At 69.0% G+C, this 16,108-nt stretch carries 16 protein-coding genes; 5 read left to right on the plus strand and 11 right to left on the minus strand.

What is annotated here, in order from left to right; all coding sequences use genetic code 11:
* Window positions 1–136: 136 nt before the first annotated feature.
* From QC765_RS00675 to QC765_RS00695, 5 genes are all read right to left on the minus strand, one after another.
* Complete coding sequence (locus QC765_RS00675; protein ID WP_278312490.1) at window positions 137–817, minus strand: CE1759 family FMN reductase; 681 nt, start codon at window positions 815–817, stop codon at window positions 137–139.
* On the minus strand, window positions 814–1,266 hold the full coding sequence (locus QC765_RS00680; RefSeq protein ID WP_278312491.1) for a MarR family winged helix-turn-helix transcriptional regulator: 453 nt from the start codon (window positions 1,264–1,266) through the stop codon (window positions 814–816). Before QC765_RS00680 ends, QC765_RS00675 begins: the two co-directional genes overlap by 4 nt.
* A gap of 10 nt (window positions 1,267–1,276) precedes the next feature.
* Window positions 1,277–2,446, minus strand: a complete 1,170-nt coding sequence (locus QC765_RS00685) for an LLM class flavin-dependent oxidoreductase (protein WP_278312492.1) — start codon at window positions 2,444–2,446, stop codon at window positions 1,277–1,279.
* An 83-nt stretch (window positions 2,447–2,529) separates the two neighbouring features.
* Window positions 2,530–3,630, minus strand: a complete 1,101-nt coding sequence (locus QC765_RS00690; protein ID WP_278312768.1) for a winged helix DNA-binding domain-containing protein — start codon at window positions 3,628–3,630, stop codon at window positions 2,530–2,532.
* Between the two features lie 132 nt (window positions 3,631–3,762).
* A complete protein-coding gene (locus QC765_RS00695; protein WP_278312493.1) occupies window positions 3,763–4,353 on the minus strand; it encodes a helix-turn-helix transcriptional regulator in 591 nt (196 codons plus the stop codon).
* A gap of 91 nt (window positions 4,354–4,444) precedes the next feature.
* Here QC765_RS00695 and QC765_RS00700 point away from each other — a divergent pair, with 91 nt between their 5' ends.
* On the plus strand, window positions 4,445–5,413 hold the full coding sequence (locus QC765_RS00700) for an NAD(P)/FAD-dependent oxidoreductase (RefSeq protein WP_278312494.1): 969 nt from the start codon (window positions 4,445–4,447) through the stop codon (window positions 5,411–5,413).
* Between the two features lie 8 nt (window positions 5,414–5,421).
* Here QC765_RS00700 and QC765_RS00705 read toward each other — a convergent pair whose 3' ends face one another.
* Window positions 5,422–6,090, minus strand: coding sequence for a TetR/AcrR family transcriptional regulator (locus QC765_RS00705; RefSeq protein WP_278312495.1), 669 nt, complete (start codon window positions 6,088–6,090; stop codon window positions 5,422–5,424).
* A 62-nt stretch (window positions 6,091–6,152) separates the two neighbouring features.
* On the opposite strand from QC765_RS00705, the gene QC765_RS00710 reads away from it, so the two are divergent.
* Complete coding sequence (locus tag QC765_RS00710) at window positions 6,153–7,322, plus strand: DUF2306 domain-containing protein (protein ID WP_278312496.1); 1,170 nt, start codon at window positions 6,153–6,155, stop codon at window positions 7,320–7,322.
* Here the strand turns inward: QC765_RS00710 and QC765_RS00715 are convergent.
* Both QC765_RS00715 and QC765_RS00720 read right to left on the minus strand, forming a co-directional pair.
* A complete protein-coding gene (locus tag QC765_RS00715) occupies window positions 7,256–8,110 on the minus strand; it encodes a sterol desaturase family protein (protein ID WP_278312497.1) in 855 nt (284 codons plus the stop codon). The two genes, QC765_RS00710 and QC765_RS00715, sit on opposite strands and share 67 nt — an antisense overlap.
* A 1-nt stretch (window position 8,111) precedes the next feature.
* Window positions 8,112–8,801 carry a FadR/GntR family transcriptional regulator gene (locus QC765_RS00720; protein ID WP_278312498.1) on the minus strand — a complete coding sequence of 230 codons (690 nt, stop codon included), beginning with the start codon at window positions 8,799–8,801 and terminating at the stop codon, window positions 8,112–8,114.
* Between the two features lie 263 nt (window positions 8,802–9,064).
* Between QC765_RS00720 and QC765_RS00725 the strand changes: the two genes are divergently transcribed.
* Complete coding sequence (locus tag QC765_RS00725; RefSeq protein ID WP_278312499.1) at window positions 9,065–10,321, plus strand: bifunctional alpha/beta hydrolase/OsmC family protein; 1,257 nt, start codon at window positions 9,065–9,067, stop codon at window positions 10,319–10,321.
* 18 nt (window positions 10,322–10,339) lie between these two features.
* Here QC765_RS00725 and QC765_RS00730 read toward each other — a convergent pair whose 3' ends face one another.
* Window positions 10,340–11,227, minus strand: coding sequence for a LysR family transcriptional regulator (locus QC765_RS00730; RefSeq protein WP_278312500.1), 888 nt, complete (start codon window positions 11,225–11,227; stop codon window positions 10,340–10,342).
* Window positions 11,228–11,312: 85 nt separating this feature from the next.
* Between QC765_RS00730 and QC765_RS00735 the strand changes: the two genes are divergently transcribed.
* Complete coding sequence (locus tag QC765_RS00735; protein WP_373876624.1) at window positions 11,313–12,554, plus strand: MFS transporter; 1,242 nt, start codon at window positions 11,313–11,315, stop codon at window positions 12,552–12,554.
* Window positions 12,555–12,718: 164 nt separating this feature from the next.
* On the opposite strand, the gene QC765_RS00740 is transcribed toward QC765_RS00735, so the two are convergent.
* On the minus strand, window positions 12,719–13,699 hold the full coding sequence (locus tag QC765_RS00740; RefSeq protein ID WP_278312502.1) for a patatin-like phospholipase family protein: 981 nt from the start codon (window positions 13,697–13,699) through the stop codon (window positions 12,719–12,721).
* Window positions 13,700–13,775: 76 nt separating this feature from the next.
* Window positions 13,776–15,203: a rifampin monooxygenase gene (gene rox / locus QC765_RS00745; protein ID WP_278312503.1), complete on the minus strand. Its 1,428-nt coding sequence runs from the start codon at window positions 15,201–15,203 to the stop codon at window positions 13,776–13,778.
* A gap of 242 nt (window positions 15,204–15,445) precedes the next feature.
* Here rox and QC765_RS00750 point away from each other — a divergent pair, with 242 nt between their 5' ends.
* Window positions 15,446–15,991: an NADPH-dependent FMN reductase gene (locus QC765_RS00750; protein WP_278312504.1), complete on the plus strand. Its 546-nt coding sequence runs from the start codon at window positions 15,446–15,448 to the stop codon at window positions 15,989–15,991.
* Window positions 15,992–16,108: the final 117 nt, after the last annotated feature.

The raw sequence follows: 16,108 nt of genomic DNA on the forward strand, positions 1-16,108 counted from the left end.
GCCTTCGACCGTAGGGTCGGGCCGCATCGGTGCACCCGACTTGCTGTGCCCGGAACTGTCGGCTGGGACCACGCGGTGGAAGCTTTTCCCGCTCGAACCGGGAAAAGCTTCCACTCGGCGAACCCTCGAAGCCGCCTTAGCGCTTGGGCAGGCTGCCACCGGTGGCGAGCCGCATCAGATCCGTATCGAGGTCGATCCCGGTCTCCGCTCCCCCGGCGCTGCCGAACTCGTGCTGGTAGTGCCCCCAGGAATTGTCGCGGACCTTCTCGGCAAAGCCGCTTTCCATGAGGATGACGAGCTCGCGGGCGGCGCGGTCGATGCGCTTGTTGAGGTCGCTGTCGGACCAGTCCTCGGCGGAGGCGAACAGCGCGGTGGGCACGGTCATGGTGCGCAGGAACGCGAACAGCGACCGCATCTGCTCGTCAACGACGAGGGCGTGGCGGGCGGTTCCGGCAGTGGCGGCGAGGATGACGGGCTTGGCGATGAGCAGGTCATTGTCGAGCACGTGGAAGAACGAGGTGAACAGCCCGCTCGGCGCAGCCTTGTAGACGGGGGCTGCGGCGATGATGCCGTCGGCGGCGGCGAGGGCTTCGATGGCCTTCGTCATGCGGGGGCCGGTGAGCTGGGAGACCAGTGCGGTGGTGATCTCGGTAGCGAGCTCGCGCAGGTCGATGATGGTGACGGTGGTCTCGTGTCCGTGCTGCTCGGCGAGGGTGGCGGCGCGGGCGGCGATGCGGTCGGCGAGCAGCCGCGTCGAGGACGGGTCGCTAGTGCCGCCGCTGACAACGACGAGTCGGTAGGGCTTGGTGGCGGTCATGGGGTGTCCTCCTGGTACTGGTCGGCGAGCTTGCGGCAGAGTCGCTCGAGCTCGCGCACCTCATCGTCGGTGAGGGGGTTCTTGATGGCCCGTGCGACGTCGACGGCGTGGCGCCCACCGATGCTGCGCTGGGTGGCCTTGCCGTCCTCGGTGAGGGCGAGGCGCACTCCCCTCTTGTCGTGGGGGTCGCGGGCGCGGTGGATGAGGCCGCGCTCGACGAGCCGGTCGACCATGCGCGACAGTGCGGGCTGGCTGAGCAGGACGTAGTCGTTGAGCTCCGCGAGCCGCAAGGGTTCTTCGCACTTGGAGAGGGCGTAGAGCACGTCGTACTCGCGCATGGTCGCGCCGTCCCAGATGTCGTTCGCGGCGAAGCGCTTCATCAGCGCCGCGTGGGCGGTGAGCAGTGCCTCCCACGCGGCGTTGGCCTGCTGGCTGCTAGTGCGTGTCACTGTCGCGGCCCTACTGCCCGGCCTTGGCGGTGTCCTGGTAGGGCGAGGTGCCGGTGAGGTTGTCGCCGCGGTTGGCGTTGGGCCGTGGCTGGCGGGCGGGCTGATCGCCGTACTTGGCCTTGATCAGTGACTGGTGGGTGGGGGCCTCGGCGGATTCGGGATCCTTGCGGCCAGCGAGCTCCTTGCGCAGGACGGGCACCACTTCGCCGCCGAGCAGCTCGAGCTGGTCGAGGACTGTGCCGAGCGGGAGCCCGGCGTGGTCGATCAGCCACAGTTGCCGCTGGTAGTCCCCGATGGCGTCGTGGAAGGTCAGCGTCTTGTCGATGATCTCCTGGGGGCTGCCGACCGAGAGTGGCGTCATGTCCTCGAACTCCTCGAGCGACGGGCCGTTGCCGTAGACGGGGGCGGCGTTGAAGTAGGGGCGGAACTCGTTCCAGGCGTCCTGGGAGCGCTTGGCGATGTAGGCCTGCCCGCCGAGGCCGACGATGGCTTGCTTGGCGGTGCCGTGGCCGTAGTGCTCGAAGCGCTGCCGGTAGAAGTCGATGAGGCGCTTGGAGTGGGAGGTGGGCCAGAAGATGTGGTTGGCGAAGAAGCCGTTGCCGTAGTAGGCGGCCTGCTCGGCGATCTCGGGGGTGCGGATGGAGCCGTGCCATACGAACGGCGGCACATCGTCGAGGGGGCGCGGGGTGGAGGTGAAGCCTTGCAGGGCGGTGCGGAACTGGCCTTCCCAGTCGACGACGTCCTCGCGCCACAGCCGGTGCAGGAGGTTGTAGTTCTCCAGCGCGAGCGGCAGGCCCTGGCGGATGTCCTGCCCGAACCAGGGGTAGACGGGGCCGGTGTTGCCGCGGCCGAGCATGAGGTCCATGCGTCCACCCGAGAGGTGCTGGAGCATGGCGTAGTCCTCGGCGACCTTCACCGGGTCATTGGTGGTGATCAGCGTGGTGGAGGTGGTGACGATGAGCCGCTCGGTGAGTGCCGCGATGTGGGCGAGCAGAGTGGTCGGCGAGGACGAGAAGAACGGTGGGTTGTGATGCTCGCCGATGGCGAAGACGTCGAGCCCGACTTCCTCGGCCTTCTGGGCGATGGCGACGGAGGCCTTGATGCGCTCGGCCTCGCTGGGGGTCGCGCCGGTGGTGGGGTCGCGGGTGATGTCGCTGACGGAGAAGATTCCGAACTGCATCGTGATGCCTCCCTAGATCAATGCGTTTGCATCTATTCTAACGGGGGCGGCGCGCGGCTATTCCCGCTCCCCCGGCGCCTGGCTCACGACTCCGGCCACAGCAGCTCCACCGGCGTGCCGAGGAACTTCTCATAGGGAGCGAACGCGCTCGTGATCGCCGCGCGGGCCGAGTCGCTCACGGGCACGAGCGGGGACACGGTGATGCGCTGCGCCTTGCGGGTGAGGGACTTCTTCTTCCAGGTGGCGATCACCCGCCCCGAGCGCACGATCGTCGCCTGGAAGACGCCATTGTTGCCGGGGATGATGGCCTGCGAGTGTGCCGGGTCGACCATCAGCGCGCGATCCTTGAACCCGAGCAGGTACTCGTCGAAGCCGGGCAGCGCGCGAACCGTCCGCGGCGGTGTCGCGGGTGCATCGAGCAACGCTGGCGGGCAGTACATCTCAACGCCCTCGCACGTCACCGTGGCGAGCTCCTCGCCGGCCTCCGCGATCGCCTCCTTCGCCTCGGCCGTGTTCAGGCCTGTCCAGCCCATGAAGTCCTTGCGGGTCGTTGGCCCGTGGCTGCGGAAGTAGCGGATCGCAAGGGTGGCGAGCGCCTCGCCGCGCCCGGGCCGCGCCGGATCGGGCGCCCATTCGTCGAGAAGGACGAAGGTCTGCTCGCTGCCGATGCTGGGCGCGATGCAGGTGACGCCGATCTGGCTGGCATACCAGAGGAAGTGGTAGCTGCGCTGCCCCTGCGTGCCGATCCCGGCTTCCTCGAGCGCTTGGAGGCACTGCGCCCGAGTCATGCGCCCGCCTCCGGACAGCGCGGCGCCCAGCACATCGACCGCTTTGGTCATCGCTTGGCGGTCGAGGTCATGGTGCTCGTGGCGCCGCTCCGCTCCTCCCAGGACCTTTGCCCCGGTCAGCTCCAGCATCCAGCGGGCATCGCGGGACGGCACGAAGTGCACGGTGCCGCGCATCGGCCACGTCCGCAGCGCCTGCTTGTCCTCGAGCGCTTGCTGGACGTCCTCGACGGTGTGGCCAGGCAGTCGCGCGCCCAACGACCACAGGCCGCTGCCGAGATCCTGGGCCTGCATGGCCCCGAACCATTCGACCACCTCGGCGACTGTTCTTGTCGCTGGGGACGACGGGGCGAGCAGCAGGCTGTGCATGCGTCGGGCTAGGACCTCGCGGGGCTTCATCTCCACGGGTTTGGTTCTACTCCCCTGCCCTGACATTCGCCGCCGGATGGGCTGCCCCAGCCCGGTTCTGTGCGCTTGTGCACCCCATCACCTGCTCGAGAGGGTGCGGAACCGCACACGACCGAGGACCCGCTACTCCTCGAGGGGCGTGATGTGGATGCGCTGCCCGGAGGGGCCGAAGATGCCGAGGAACTCGACGCCGTCGGGGGTGGCGCTGCCGAACCAGTGCGGCGTGCGGGTATCGAACTCCGCGGCCTCGCCCGGGCCAAGGATGTATTCCTTGTCGCCGAGGAGCAGGCGGAGTTGTCCGCGGAGGACGTAGAACCACTCGTGGCCTGGGTGGACGCGCAGGCGCGGCGCGGCAGCAGCACCGGGGTGGGCGGGGGCACCGGGGAGGATGTGCTTGAAGGCATGGAGGCCGGAGGACCCGTGGCTGAGCGGCAGGATAGTGCGGCCCTCGCGGCGCAGGGGCCGGATGTGTACCCGGGGATCACCGGCGGAAGGAGCGCCAACAAGGTCGTCGAGCGGCACGTTGTAGATGCGCGAGAGCGGCAGCAGCAGCTCGAGGGTGGGTTTGCGCTGGCCGGATTCGAGGCGGGAGAGCGTGCTGGTGGAGATCCCGGTCCGCGCGGCGACGTCGGCGAGGGTGAGGTCGCGCTGGGTGCGGGCGGCACGCAAGCGGCCCGCTACGGCAGTGAGGGTGTTCTCGACGGTCTCGTCCACAGCAGACAGTTTGCCATACCGGCAACTCCTCTTGCCACTGCGGAAGACTAGATCGCAGAATGAGAGCACGTCCAGCGCACAAGGAGATGCCATGACCAAGTACGACGTCGCGATCGTGGGTGGCGGCCCGGCAGGCCTCGCGGCCGCAGTGACCCTCGGCCGTTCGCTGCGATCAGTGATCGTGATCGACGGCGGCGAGCCCCGCAACGCCCTCGCCGAGGGGGCGCACAACGTGCTCGGCCAGGAAGGCATCGCGCCCGCGGAACTGCTCGCGCGTGGCCGCGCCGAGGCTCGCGGGTACGGCGCGAACATCGTGGAGGGAACAGTCACGCGAGCGCGGCCCACAGCAGCGTCGCCCAACACCTTCGCCCTCCAGCTCGGTGATGGCAGCGAGATCACCGCGCGGCGGGTGCTGATCGCCACCGGCATCGTCGATGAGCTGCCAGACGTTCCGGGCCTGCAAGCGCATTGGGGCTCCCGGCTGCTGCACTGCCCGTACTGCCACGGGTGGGAGGCGCGCGGCCAGGAGATCGGGGTGCTCGCGACCGGGCCGATGGCCATGCACCAGGCGCTGCTGTTCCGCCAGCTCAGTGATTCGGTGACGGTGGTCCTGCATGAGCGGGACAGCTTCGATGCCGAGGAGCGCGAGCAGCTTGATGCCTTGGGAATCAGCGTCATCCCAGGCCCTGTGCTGGAGGTGGGCGGCGACGGCCCTCTGCGGCTTCGCCTCGGCGACGGCAGCAGCCGCGAGGTGGACGCGCTCGCGGTGGCGCCACGCTTCCTGGCGCGGACAGGCGTCTACGAGCAGCTTGGCGGCGCGGCTTCCGAGCATCCGATGGGTCGGTTCATCGAGACCGATCCGATGGGCCGCACCGCTGTGGAGGGCGTATGGGCGGCAGGCAATGTCCGCGACCTCAAGGCGATGGTGACCGCATCGGCCGGGGATGGCGTGGCGGTCGCGGCAGGGCTCAATGCGGATCTCGTGGCCGAGGATGCTCGCGGTGCAGTGTCCCGGAGGCGGTCCATGCTCGCCGATAAAAATGACGCGCTAGTCATGTGACAGCAGCGTCAGGCATCGACTCCTGCCTCGTCGAGCGAATCCCCCTCGAGCCGGGCGATCGAGCGCGCGGTGTCCTCAGGCTCATCACCCAGGCCGGTGAAGAGGTTCTCGAGCAGCGGCGCGAGGACCTTGGCCACCCCTCCCGGGCTTGATATGTAGCCGCCGAGCTCGAGCATGGTGTAGCCGTGGATGGCCGCCCACCACTGGGTCGCCACGCGCACAGTGCTCGCGGGCCGGAACCTGCCCGCATCGAGCGCCCGCTGGACAGCTTCGAGCACGAGCCCGAAGGTCTCGGCCCTGCCGATCCGTAGCTCCTCGGGGGCGTGCCTGCGGTAGGGGCCGAGCGAGGCGGTGCCGAACATGATGGCGTAGAGATTGCCGTTGGCCCGGGCGTTGGCGAGGTAGGCGCGCGTCAGTCCAGCGATGTCTGCCACGGGGTCATCGGTGCGGCCCACGCGCGCCATGGCCTCGGCGAGCCTGGTGAATGCCTCCTCGACGACGGCCTCGACGAGCAGTGCGATCGAGCCGAAGTGGGTGTAGACGGCCATTGTCGATGTGCCCGCCTCCGCGGCTACGCGCCGGGTGGTCAGTGCCGCCGGTCCCTCCTCCGCGAGGAGCCGAGCGGCGCTGTCGAGCAGCTTCTGGCGCATGTGGTGGCCATCCCGTGTTCCTGCCATGTCTTCCATCCTTGCATCGCACCTGGTATAACAGATGTTATACCAAGCGTTTAGGAGCAACTGTGAGAAAGACCTTCACCGGCCGGGCAACGTGGCTCGTCCTCGCGATCGTCTGCGTCGTCTATGCCCCCATGGCGATCGAGTACATGTGGACGTTCTTCGGCATGCGCAGCCCCCAGCTATGGATCACCTCGTTGTCGCAGGTCGTCGGCGAGGACCGTGCCACCGGCCCCGGATCGGTGGAGCACGAGCAGGCTGCCGTCTACACCGCGAACCGCATTGCCCTGCTGCTCCACACCACGACCGGCGGACTGGCGATCCTGCTGGCCATCGCGCAGTTCAGCAGCCGCCTCCGCGCCCGCCACCTCGCCCTGCACCGCGCCACTGGTCGCATTTTCGTCGGGCTCGTGGTGATCAGCATGATCACCTCGATGATCTACCTCGTCCGCGTCGGCCCCGCGGGAACCTTCGACGGGCCGGCCTTCCACCTGCAGCTCTGGTTCCTCGCGATCGGAACCCTCACGGCCACCATCGCAGCGGTGGTAGCGATCCGGGCACGGCAGCTCTGGATCCACCAGAGCCTGATGGCCTACGCCTTCGCGCTCTTGCTGAGCGCCCCTCTTCTGCGCGTGCAATACCTGATCTACGGGGCGATGGATCCTAGCTACTCGCAGGAGCTCACCAACATGATGGCAGCGATCGTGCTCGGTTTCGCCGTCGTGAGCGGCGCGATCCTGGCATCCCGGCAATTCAGCGCACCCGGCAGGACACCGGCCCCAGGTATGGGATGGGTGGATGCAGCCGCTTGGGCGTCGACCGTGCTCGGCGTGGGCGTGATCATCGCTCTGCATCACCGGTGGATCGGTGGCGTCACTATCCTGACCGTGACGCTGATGGTGAGCTTCGCGGTGTTCCTCGCCGGATTCGTGCTCGCCGAGAACATCGCGGGCAGGGCTGCCGATCAGCGGGCTCTCGCCGACTGGCGCATCCATCGAAGGGCGCTCACGCTCGCCCCGCCGATGTTCCTCGCCCTATGGCTCGTGTATTCGATTCCGTTCACCACGTTCGAGGCGTTCTATGGCGCAGCACTGACCGCCCCGCCTGCCGTGCTGACCATCGGGCTGGCCATCGTGCTCGTCAAGCATCGCGTCGTGCGCCGCGCGAGTCAGGGCCGCGCCGGTTCCGAGTCCTCGGTGGCGGCGGGGGCCCAGCCGGGCCCGCGGAGCAGGTAGCCTGCCCGGTCCCGCCATGTCCGAGCGCCGCGGATGTCCCGCCAGATCGCGACGAACTCGTGGGTGGCCACGCGCAGCGGATTGTGGGTGCTGATGTTCTTGGTCAGCCCGTAGCGCACGCGCTCGCCCTCGGGCTCGAAAGTGCCAAAAAGCCGGTCCCAGATGATGAGGATGCCGCCGTAGTTCTTGTCGAGGTACTGCGGGTTCGAGCCGTGGTGCACGCGGTGGTGCGACGGGGTGTTGAGCACGAGCTCGAGAGGAGCGGGAAGCTTCCCCACCCGCTCGGTATGGATGAAGAACTGGTACAGCAGGTTCCAGGACTGCGCGAGCAGGATCATCCACGGGGGGAACCCGAGCAGCGCCAGCGGCAGCCAGTACGGCATCGACGAGAACGGTGTCCAGGGCTGGCGCAGGGCGGTGGAGAAGTTGTAGTACTCGCTGGAGTGATGCACCACGTGGCTGGCCCAGAACACCCGGATGGTGTGGTGGGTGCGGTGGTACCAGTAGTAGAGGAAGTCATCGAGGAAGAACAGCACCACCCAGGTCAGCGGGTTCGCTGGATCCACCTGCAGCGGGGTGAGCAGGTAGGCGGCGGCGTAGATCGCGACGACGGCGAGCTTCCAGCCGAGGTTGATGACGACGTTGCCGAGGCCCATGGTGATGCTGGTGCGGGCATCGCGCAGGTCGTAGCCGCGCTGCTCCTCGTCGGGGCGCCAGCGGAACGAGAACGCCTCGATGGCCAGCAGCAGCACGAAGACCGGTACGGCGTGCAGGATCAGATCGAACATCTCACGGCTCCAGGATCGGTGCGAGCAGTCGCTCGGTGAGCGCCTTGGCCTGGTCCCCGTCGCGGTCGGCGATCAGGCGGGCGAGGGCGAGGTGGTTGTCGCGGTCGGCGTACTCCGCGACGAGCGCGGGGATGCGCTCCACCCCGATGGCGGAGATCCCGCTGACGAGGGTGTTGAGGCCGAGGCGGAACGCGATGTTGTGGGTTCCGTCGATCACGGCCGTCCAGAAGGCGAGGTCGGCGGTGGTGAGCTCGGCGACGGAGGCCGGTCCTGCCGGGTAGCCGTCCGCGGTGGCGAGCACCTGGGCGAGCTCCTCGTCGGTGGCGGTGGTGGCGCACAGCAAGGCGGCGTCGGCGGCGACGGTGGCGCGCAGGGCGAGGATGTCGCGGAGCACCCGGTCGGCGGGCACGGCGCCGCTGGTGGCCAGCGCGTGGAGCACCTCGAGCCCGGCGGTGTGGCGCCAGTCCTCGATGCGGGTCTTGCCGCCCTGGGCGATGCGCACGAGGCCGACCTGCTGCACGCGCTTGAGCGCTTCGCGGATGGCGTGGCGGTTGACCGCGAAGGCGACGGCGAGCTCGCGCTCGGAGGGCAGCGCGTCACCTGGCGCGGCGCGGCCGGAGAGGATCTCGTCGACGAGCGTGGCGAACACCGTGTCGGAAACGGCGGCGCGGGCGACGGGGGCGATGTCCATGAGGTCAAGAATGACCCAGCTATGCCCGACGTGTCAACTGGTTGGACCAGTCGGGTAGGGCGGCAAGGCGGAGCAGCGGCCGCTCGCCCCTCGCGAGTGGAAACTTTTCCTCGCCACAACGGGAAAAGTTTCCACCAGCAGCGAGGGCGCCAGGCCAGGCCGGATCACAGCGCGGTGTGCGACGAGCCCCCTCGCTGCAGTGGCAGCCCGCGTCGGCGCGGTAGCGTGCAGGCAGCCCAGGCACGAAGCGAAGGAGCACACCGATGCAAGGACAATCACGCGAGGGACGCGTCATCACCGGTGGGGCGGTGCAGTTCCCCGGCCCCGATGGTGTGACGCTCGCTGGCCATGTCGATGTGCCGGATGGGCCCGCGCAGGCGTTCGCGGTGTTCGCGCACGCGTTTACCTTCAGCAAGGACACCGTCGCCCCGTCGCGGATCGCCCGGGCCCTCACCGAATCCGGTATCGCGGTGCTGCGCTTCGACTTCGCTGGCCTCGGTTCCTCGGAGGGCGAGTTCGCCGATACCAACTTCAGCTCCAACATCGCCGACATCGATGCGGCCGCGAACTTCCTGCGCGATCACTACGAGGCCCCTTCGATCCTCATCGGCCATTCCCTCGGCGGCGCCGCGGTGCTCGGCGCGGCGCACCGCATTCCCGAGGCGCGGGCGGTCGTCACGATCGGCGCGCCCGCTGATCCCGCGCACGTCGCGCACCTGTTCGATGAGTCGCGGGAGGAGATCGAGGAGTGCGGGCACGCCACCGTCACCCTCGCCGGGCGCAAGTTCACGATCCGGCGCGAGTTCCTCCATGACATCGAGTCGCAGCCGCAGCGCGATCGCATCCGTGGCCTCGACGCGGCGCTGCTGATCCTGCACTCCCCGATCGATGAGATCGTCGCCATCGACAATGCCCGGCAGCTCTATGACACCGCCCGGCACCCGAAGTCGTTCGTCACCATCGACGGCGCCAACCACCTGCTCACCGATCGCCGCGATGCCTCCTACGTGGCGTCGATCATCGCGGCCTGGTCGTCGCGCTACACCCGCACCGAGAAGGCGCCCGCGCCCGCCGAGCCCGATCTCGCCGCTCCAAAGGGAACGGTCACCGTCACCGAGGCCAACGAGGGCACCTACGCGCAGCACATCGCCGCGGGCAAGCATCGGTTGCGCGCTGATGAGCCCGCGCCGATCGGGGACGACACCGGGCCCAACCCCTATGACCTGCTACTCGCCTCCCTGGGTGCGTGCACGTCGATGACCATCCGCATGTATGCCAATCGCAAGAACTGGCCGCTCGACGGCGTGCATGTGTCGCTGCGCCATGCTCGCGTCCACGCCCGGGACTGTGCCGACTCCGAGAAGACATCTGGCTATGTCGCTCATATCGAGCGGGACATCCGCATCACCGGCGACCTCGACGACGAGCAGCGGGCGCGCCTGATGGAGATCGCGGACCGCTGCCCGGTGCACCGCACCCTTCATTCAGAGATCCACGTGACCACGCGCGAGGCCACCTGATCGCCATTCCGCCTCGGCCTAGCCGGGCCGCGCGATGACGAAGTCGTGGAACGCCCGCACCGCAGGTGGAAGGGGCGCCTCCGCGCTGCGGACGAGGCCGACGTCTCGGGTCGCGCGGGCACCGGCGAGCGGCACCTGGACGAGCCCTTCGGGAAGCAGGGGATGCTGCTCGACGGGCATGATGGCCACGCCGAGCCCGGCGGCGACCATTCCCGCGATGGTGAGCAGCTCGGAGGTCTCGAAGGTGATGCGGGGCCGGAAACCTGCGGTGGCGCAATGCTCCTCGAGGATGCGGCGCATGCCGTAGCCGTGGTGCATGGTGATGAACGGCTCGGCGGACGCCTCGGCGAGGTCCACGGCCTGGCGGGTGGCGAGCGGGTGGTCATCGGGGACGGCCAGCGCTAGTTGTTGCTCGATGAGCTGGGTCCAGGCGACGCCGGTGGCATGCGGCCGCGGGGAGACGAGGCCGAGGTCGAGGGTGCCGTCGAGGACCCGATCGGTGATGGTGGAGGCGGCGTCCTGGGCGAGGGTGAACGTGACGCGCGGCTCGGTGGCGCGGAACTCGCGGATCAACCGCGGGACGAGCCAGGAGCCGAAGGAGTGCAGGAACCCCAGCCGCACGGTGCCCAGCGCGGGGTTGGCGAGGTCGGCGATGCGGCGTCGTGCGGTGTCGAGCTCGGCACAGGCGCGGCGGGCATGGTCGAGAAGGATGCGCCCCGCGGCAGTGATCTCGAGGTGGTGCCCGCGCCGATCGAACAGCGCGGCGCCGAGGTCGACCTCGAGGCGGCGGAGCCTGCGGGAGAGCGTCGGCTGGGCGATGCCGAGCTCGTCTGCCGCGGCGGAGACCTGGCCGTGCTCGGCGATGGCGATGAACTCGTGAAGCGCGTCACTCGCGCTCGCTGGCATAAGCACCCCTATCAGCTAGTATGCCGTTGATGCATGCACTGTAGCGGATTCATGCATTTTCCTTCACCACCGGTAGCGGTCGACGATGGACCGCATGTCCCCGACGACCACGGCAACCACGACCTCGCCTCGCGCCGTGCCGCATGCCGTGGGCTCGCCCGGCTACCGGGCGATCACCGTGGCCCTCTTCATCGCCGGGGTCACCACCTTCGGGTCCATGTACTCCACCCAAGCCGTGCTGCCGGAGCTTTCCCGCGCGTTCGGGGTGACGCCCGCGACCTCGGCGCTCGCGATGTCGGTGACCACGGGAACGCTCGCGCTCGCGATCATCCCGGCGAGCGCGCTGTCGTCGAGGTTCGGCCGCACCCGCGTGATGACGATCTCCGCGATCGCCGCGGCGGTGATCGGCCTGCTCGTGCCGCTCTCCCCCACGCTCGGTACTGTCCTGGTGCTGCGCGCCCTGCAGGGCATCGCCCTCGCCGGAGTGCCCGCGGTGGCGATGGCCTATCTCGCCGAGGAGATCGAGGGCGCCTCCTTGGGCCAGGCGATGGGCCGCTACATCGCCGGTACCACTGTCGGCGCGTTGCTCGGGCGGATCCTCGCCTCCGGGTTGCTCGACGTCACGACCTGGCGGTGGGCGCTCGAGGCGACGGCGCTCGTCGCCGCGGGCAGCGCCATCGTGATGATGCGGATGCTGCCGCCCTCGCGCATGTTCGTCGCCCAGCCCGTTTCCCTGCGCGCCACCGCCAGCCAGGTATGGGGGCACCTGCGCGATGCGCGGATGCTCGCCTTGTTCGCGGTCAGCTTCCTGCTGATGGGCGCGTTCGTATCGATGTACAACTTCCTCGGCTACCGGCTTCTCGGCGAGCCGTTCGGTCTCGCCCCTGCCCTCGCGGGCCTGGTGTTCCTGTTCTATCTCTCGGGGACGTTCTCCTCGCCTCGCGCGGGTCGCCTCGCTGACAGGTGCGGTCGGCGCCGGGTGCTGCTCGCCGCGATCACGCTGATGCTGCTCGGCACCGCGCTCGCATTGCCAACGACGCTGCCCACGCTGCTCGCCGGGGTGGCGGTGCTGACCACCGGGTTCTTCGCCGCCCATGCGGTCGCCTCGAGCTGGGTGGGCGCGCTCGCCCAGCGCGACCGGGCCGAGGCATCATCGCTGTACCTCGCGGCTTACTACACCGGCTCCGCGGTTCTCGGTGGCGGCGCGGGCATCATGTTCGACCACGGCGGCTGGGCAGGCCTGGTGGTTCACGTCGGTGTGTGCGTGACGCTGGCGCTGGTCGTCGTCATGAGCGCGCTTCCGGGCTCGGTCGCTCGTCGTGCGTGAGCAAGGTGCAACACCGGCAGGCCACCGCTCCGGGATCTGCTAGCGATTGTCACGCGACACGCCGCGACACCCCTGGCTCGGGCGTGACATTGGCTAGCAGCTGCAGGTCCCACTAGGACCTCTGCCTCGGGCACGACCTCCACGAGGCCCCCGGGAAGGCTTAGCTAGCCCTGGACGGGATCGAGCGCCCGAGCATCATCTCCGAGAACGTCTTCGACCTGCTCATCGCCGATCGTGACGGCGGTGCGGAGGAGTTTCTCGTCGCGCTCGCCGGTGCCGACCCTGGGAGCGGTATCGGGTGGCCGGATGACCGCGAGCCCCGGGCTTGGAACCGCTAGGAGATCCTCGAGATGCTGCGCGCGCTCGGCACGGCCAGTCCAGGCGTGGACCGCGGCGCGGGACTGCCGCGCGAGGTATCCGTGCACGGCCAGCAGCTCCATCATCGCGGAGAAGCCGCTATTTCCGGCGATGGCATGTGCGGCGCTGCGAGTACGCAGCACGAGCACGTGCGTGGCGCCCCAGGCGAGCGCGGTATCGAGCGGCACGGATTCGGCGAGCCCGCCGTCGAGGTACCTGCTTCCGCCGAGGTGCACGGGCGGCCCGGCCACCAGCGGCAGGGCGCAGCTCGCGCGCAGGGCGGCCCTGATCCCGGCGGGCGTGCGCGTGTGAGGATGCAGGTCCGCGGCAGCGCCGGTGGCCAGCTCGGTCGCCACCGGGTGCAGCGTGGTGGGGTGCGCGCCGATCGCGGCGAAGTCCATCGGGGCGATCGTCGTGTAGATCGTCTCGACCAGATGCTCGACATCGAAGGCGCGGCCACCGGTGAACAAGCGGCGCGGCTCGAGAATGCGATGCACCACGCGGGGCTCCCACCAGGTCCACAGGTGCTCGTTCGCGGTCCCGGCGAGGAACCAGGCGGCGTTGAGCGCTCCGGCGGAGGTTCCGAACACGGCGTCGAAGGCATTGCTGTAGCCAAGCCGCTCGAGCGCGGCGACCATGCCGCCCGAGTAGGCACCGCGCGCTCCCCCGCCCTCGATGACCAGCGCGACCTTGTGCTCGTCCGCACGATCGTGGGCGGTGGTGGCGGTCGCACGGCGGCGCTGCAGGATCTCGACGACGCTGCCCTGCGGGCGGGAGGAGCTGTGCATGAGACGCACCGTAGCGCCTATCGACCAACCGCGCTGTAACGACGGTTACTACGCTCGTGAACTTTGCGGGCCCCGCCTATCCGGCAGCATCCCCGAACCACCGCCCCAGCGCGCGCTCGAGCTCGCCTTGATCCTCGCCCGCCCAGGCCACGTGCCCATCGGGGCGCAGCAGCACCGCGGGCGCATCCACCTCGGCGCTGGTCTCGACGATCCGGTCCACCCGGTCCGTCCATCCATCGACCGAGAGCGTGCCCGCCTGATCAAGGAGCGTGCCGCGGCCGTCGTGCAGCCGGTCGTAGAGCCGTCCATGCCCGAGTTCCACATCGCGCAGTCGCTTGCCCACGAGCTCGGGCCCCTCGCCGAGGTCGTAGCGGATCCCGATGGCGATGAGCTTCTCGGTGAGGTGGCGGTTCACCTCATCGATGTCCATCAGTTCCGCGAGCAGCCTCCGCACTGCTTGGGGGCCCGGCTCGGTGGAGAGCAGCTGCATCTGCGCGCGGGTGTTGTCGAGCACGTCCGCCGCCACCGGATGCCGCTCGGCGTGGTAGGTCTCCAGCAAGCCCGCGGGCGCCCAGCCGTTGATCTCGGCGGCAAGCTTCCAGCCGAGGTTGAATGCGTCCTGGATGCCCAGGTTGAGGCCCTGCCCGCCCACCGGCGGGTGGATGTGGGCGGCGTCGCCGGCGAGCAGCACCCGCCCGACCTGGTAGCTCACGGCCTGCCGGGTGGCGTCACCGAACCGTGACAGCCACCGTGGCGAATGCGCGCCGAGATCGGTGCCCGCGGTCGCGCGCAGCTGCTCGGCGAACTCGTCAAGGGTCGGCGCCACCGAGCGGTCCCCGGCCACCCCGGCCGCGGGCACTATGACGCGGTACGCCCCGTCGCCCAGCGGCATCGCGCCGAACCGCTTCTCGGTCTCGCGCACCTTTGCCGTCACGGCCATGATGGTCTCGATCGGCTCGCTGAGCTCCATCTCGCCGAGCAGCGTCTCGACCCGGGAGGGCTCGCCGGGGAACCCGACCCCGAGCAGCTTGCGCACGGTGGACCGGCCGCCGTCACAGCCCACGAGGTAGCGTCCACGCATCTCGCGCCCGTCAGCGAGCTCAACGGTCACACCTGCCTGGTCCTGCTCCAGGCTGGTGAGGGCGCAGCCGCGCCACACCTCCACGCCGCGCTCGCTGGCGCTCTCGGCGAGCAGCCGGTCGGTGGTGGTCTGCGGGATGCCCAGCACATAGCCGTGCGCGGTATCGAGGTGCTCGGGGGCGGGCTGCGCGATGCCGGCGAAGAAGCCGCCGAGCGGATGCTTCTGGCCGTTGGCGAGGAACGGACCGAGCATGCCCCGCTGATCCAGGATCTCGATGGATCGCGCATGCAGGCCGAGCGCGCGGACGTACGGCGGCGGCTCGGCATCGCGCTCGACGACCAGCACCTCGACCCCGTGCAGCCGCAGCTCGCGCGCCAGCATCAGGCCCGTCGGTCCCGCCCCGGCAATGATCACATCAAGCATGGAATCCCCCTGCTCATCTGGGCCGCGCTACCGCATGCCCGCACCATGAAGGGTGATTGTGCTCCCCTACCGGGGCCTTGCCGCAAGACCCCCCATGCGCTATATGTTGAAAGGGGCAGGGAACGTCAAGCGTTTCCTGCCATTGCTGTTTCCGGGGAGCATCAGCGCGCGACGAGGACTACGGTGGGGGTCGTCCACGATCAGCGCGGAGTCCCTGACTCCCTGCATCCCCGAGGAGCGCAATGAAGATTGGCATCATCATCGGTTCGATTCGCGACGATCGCAAGGGAGCGCTTGTTGGCTCCTGGGTGAGCGGGGCCGCGAAAGCGCGCGGTGATGCTGACTTCGTCGTGATCGACCTGAAGGAGTTCGAGGTTCCCTTGCTGACCTCGGCGACCGTTCCCGGCGCGGCCAACCGGCAGTACGATTCCGAGGCCGTCACCGCCTGGGGCGCGGCGATCGATGAGTGCGACGGCTTTGTGTTCGTCACGCCCGAGTACAACCACAGCGTGCCGGGTGGCTTCAAGAACGCGTTCGACAGCATCGGCCCCGAGTGGATGGGCAAGACCGTCGCGTTCGTCGCCTACGGCGCGGACGGTGGCGTGCGCTCGGTCGAGCATTGGCGGCAGATCATCGCCAACTTCCAGATGCACGACGTTCGGGCGCAGGTCGCGCTCGGCCTGTTCACCGATTTCGACGAGGCAGGCCTGGCCCTGCAGGATCGCCGCGAAGGCGAGCTCGCGACCCTCCTCGACCAGCTCGTGTCGTTGACCGAGCGCCTCTCCTGACGCTGGGACCCTCTCCCTCACCGTGACGTTTCCGTGCTGGTATGACGGCTCATGGGCCGCTCCGGGGAAGATCATCCTGCTGTGATTCACGTCACCAAATCGGCGATTTGGGCGTAG

It is taken from the genome of Hoyosella levis, assembly GCF_026008515.1.
Taxonomy (GTDB): Bacteria; Actinomycetota; Actinomycetes; order Mycobacteriales; family Mycobacteriaceae; genus Lolliginicoccus; species Lolliginicoccus levis.